Below are 3,304 nucleotides of genomic sequence, written 5' to 3'. Positions count from 1 at the left end.
GTCGAGGGTCCGCTTGACGTGGTCCAGCGTCTCCAGCCGCTCGCCGGGCTCGGCGCGCCGCACGACGATCGGGCCGGTCAGCTTGTTCCGGTCGAACGCGTGCAGCGGCTGCCCGAGCTCCAGCATCAGGTAGTTGGTGATGTCGACCGCCAGCGACACCGGCCGCATCCCCGCGCGGTGCAGGCGCACCTGCATCCACATCGGGGTCCGCGCGTCCGGGTCGAAGCCGCTCACCTCGCGCAGGACGAACCGGTCGCACACCGCCGGGTCACCGATGCTCGCCGGGTAGCTCGGGCCCTCGTCCCCTTCCGGCAGCGCCACGTCCGCCGGGTCCCTGAACGGAACCCCGTAGGCGATGGCGGCCTCGCGGGCGATGCCGCGGATGGACAGGGCGTAGCCGCGGTCGGGCGTCACGGCGATGTCGAGGACGTCGTCGCGCAGCCCGAGCATCTCGATCGCGTCCGCGCCGACGGGGGCGTCCGGCGGCAGGACGAGGATGCCGCCGTGGTCGTCGCCGATCCCGAGCTCGGTCACCGAGCAGATCATGCCCGCCGACATCCGGCCGTAGGTCTTGCGGGCGCCGATCTCGAACCCGCCGGGCAGCACGCCGCCCGGAAGCACGACCACGACGCGGTCGCCGACCGCGAAGTTGCTGGCGCCGCAGACGATGCTCTGCGGCTCCCCCGTGCCGTTGGCGTCGCCGACGTTCACCTGGCAGTGGCGGATCGGCTTCTTGAAGCCGGTCAGCTCCTCGATCTCCAGGACCTCGCCGACCACCAGGGGGCCGGCGATGTCGGCGCCGGCCGACTCGACCGTCTCGACCTCCAGGCCCGCGGCGATCAGCTCGGCGGCCAGCGCGCGGCCCGTGACGTCGGCCGGGAGCTCGACGTACTCGCGCAGCCAGGAAAGCGGGGCCCGCATCAGATCTCCGTCCCGAACGGGAGGGTGAACCGGACGTCGCCCTCCACCATGTCGTACATGTCTTCCACACCGTGCCGGAACATCAGCGTCCGCTCGACGCCCAGCCCGAACGCCCAGCCGCTGTAGCGGTCGGGGTCGACCCCGCAGGCCACCAGCACCCGCGGGTTGACCATGCCGCAGCCGCCAAGCTCGATCCAGCCCTCCGAACCGCAGGTGCGGCACGGGTCGCCGCCCGGCTCCGCGGACGCGCCCCGGCACACGAAGCACTGCATGTCCACCTCGGCGGACGGCTCGGTGAACGGGAAGTACGACGGCCTGAACCGCGTCCTCAGCCCCTCGCCGAACATGCCGGAGACGAACGCGTCGATGCCGCCCCGCAGGTCGGCCATCGTCAGCCCCTCGTCGACCGCCAGGCCCTCCAGCTGGTGGAACACCGGGCTGTGCGTGGCGTCCAGCTCGTCGGTGCGGAACGTGCGGCCGGGCGCCACCACGTACACCGGCAGCGGCCGCGACAGCAGCGACCGGATCTGCATCGGCGAGGTGTGGGTGCGCATCACCAGCCCGGAGTCCTCCGACTCGACGAAGAAGGTGTCCTGCATGGTGCGGGCCGGGTGGTCGGGCAGGAAGTTCAGGGCGTCGAAGTTGAACCACTCCGCCTCGACCTCGGGCCCCTCGGAGACCTCGAAGCCCATCGAGACGAAGACATCGGCCATCCGCTCCTGCAACGTGGTCAGCGGGTGGCGGGCTCCGCGCGGCGCGCGGTCCCACGGGAGGGTGACGTCGACGGTCTCCTCGACGAGGACGCGGCGGTCGCGCTCGTCCTCCAGCTCCGCCTGGCGCTCCTTGAGCGCCTTCGCCACCGCGCCCCGGGCCGCGCCGATGCGCTTTCCGGCCTCGGCGCGGGCCGCGGGCGGCAGCGCGCCGATCTCGCGGTTGGCCAGGGCCAGCGGCGAACGGTCGCCGGCGTGTGCGAGCCGGACCTGCTTCAGGGCGTCGAGGTCGGCGGCCGCGGCGATCGCAGCGAGCGCCTCGGCGCGGGCCCGCTCCAGCTCCTCGGGCTGCAGCGCGGACACCTCGACGGGGTCATAGGAATTGTTGGGTGCAGACATGTGGTGTGATCGACTCCGGTCGGCGTGGGACGCCCGCAGTCTAGTGCGCGGGCGGAGAACATCCGGAAAGCGTGCGCGTGACGCGCTGGCCCGACCAGGGGCCCGTTGCGGTGACGCCGCGTGGACCGCGGTTCAGCCGGCGTAGTCGGGGGCCCCTGCGGGCACGGTAAATCGGAACTCGGCGCCGCCGCCGGGCGCCCGCCGCACAGTGATCACACCGCCGTGCGCCTCGACCAGCCCCTTGACGATGTAGAGCCCGAGCCCGGTACCGCCGCGGCGGCTGCCGCCGGGGCCGCGCCAGAATTGCCGGAAGACGCGCTGGACGGCCTCGGGCGGAATGCCCTCGCCCTCGTCGCGCACCGACACGGCCGCCCCCTCCTTATGCGCGTCCGGCTCCACCACGATGGTGACAGTACCCGCTCCGTGGCGCACCGCGTTTTCGACGAGGTTGCCGAGGATCTGATCCACCTTGTCGGGATCGAGCCACATCTCGGGCAGCTCGCCGCGCGTCTCGAAGCGGAAGCGGTCCTCCGGCTCCCCGGCCGCGACGCGGCCCGCGATGACCTTGCGGACCTCCTCGGGCAGGTCGACGACCTGGCGGCGCATCTCCAGCCGGCCCGACTCGATGCGGGACACGTCCAGCAGCTCGGTGATCAGCCGGGTGACCCGGTCGGCGTCGGCGTTGACGGTCTCCAGCATCACCCGCTTCTGGTCGTCGTTGAAGCGGTGCCACTTGGCCAGCAGCGTCGCGGTGAACCCCTTGACGCTGGTGAGCGGTGAGCGCAGCTCGTGGGCGACGGTGGAGACGAGGTCGGCGCGGTCGCGCTCCTGCCGGGCGCGGTGCAGGGCGTCGCGCAGGCACACGGTGAACCGTTCCACGCGGCGTTCGGCGTCGCGCCGGTACGCCGCGGTCACCAGCACCTCGGTACCGCCGGGAAGGAACAGCACCCGCTCGGGATGGCGGGTCCGCGTGGACAGGCCGTCGTAGGGGGCCAGGCACTTCCACCAGTCACGGCCCTCGGCGTCGTGCAGGGGCAGGACGTCGCGGAAGTCGCGGCCCACGGCCGACCCCGCGGGGATCCCCGTGATCCGCGCGGCGGCGGCGTTGAACACGATCACGCGGGCGTCCCGGCCGGCGACCATCAGCCCGTCGGGCAGGTCGTCCGGGCGGCCCTCCTCGGGGCCCGGCGCGGACCCCGCCCGCCTGGAACGCATGGCCGGCCGCCGCTAGATTCGCCCGAACCACTCCGGACGCCGCCGCGTCATAACCAACA

At 72.9% G+C, this 3,304-nt stretch carries 3 protein-coding genes; all 3 read right to left on the bottom strand.

The genetic code is table 11. The features are described 5' to 3' along the window. Positions 1-921, bottom strand: a 921-nt coding sequence (locus tag AB0C69_RS40285; RefSeq protein WP_360361698.1) for a phenylalanine--tRNA ligase subunit beta, incomplete at its 3' end; no start/stop codon positions are given. Then, positions 921-2,030: a phenylalanine--tRNA ligase subunit alpha gene (gene pheS, locus AB0C69_RS40280; RefSeq protein WP_345179009.1), complete on the bottom strand. Its 1,110-nt coding sequence runs from the start codon at positions 2,028-2,030 to the stop codon at positions 921-923. The genes pheS and AB0C69_RS40285, both read right to left, overlap by 1 nt. Positions 2,031-2,162: 132 nt before the next feature. Further along, a complete protein-coding gene (locus tag AB0C69_RS40275) occupies positions 2,163-3,245 on the bottom strand; it encodes an ATP-binding protein (RefSeq protein WP_360361695.1) in 1,083 nt (360 codons plus the stop codon). Positions 3,246-3,304: the final 59 nt, after the last annotated feature.

This window comes from Actinomadura sp. NPDC048032, from assembly GCF_040653175.1.
GTDB lineage: Bacteria > Actinomycetota > Actinomycetes > Streptosporangiales > Streptosporangiaceae > Spirillospora > Spirillospora verrucosospora.
The sequence above is the reverse complement of the archived record's forward strand: the minus strand, read 5'-3'. Positions and strand labels throughout refer to the sequence as shown.

Excerpts from the sequence above, each read along its gene's own strand:
- pheS (WP_345179009.1), bottom strand. The coding sequence starts at position 2,030 with ATGTCTGCACCCAACAATTCCTATGACCCCGTCGAGGTGTCCGCGCTG.
- AB0C69_RS40275 (WP_360361695.1), bottom strand. The coding sequence starts at position 3,245 with ATGCGTTCCAGGCGGGCGGGGTCCGCGCCGGGCCCCGAGGAGGGCCGC.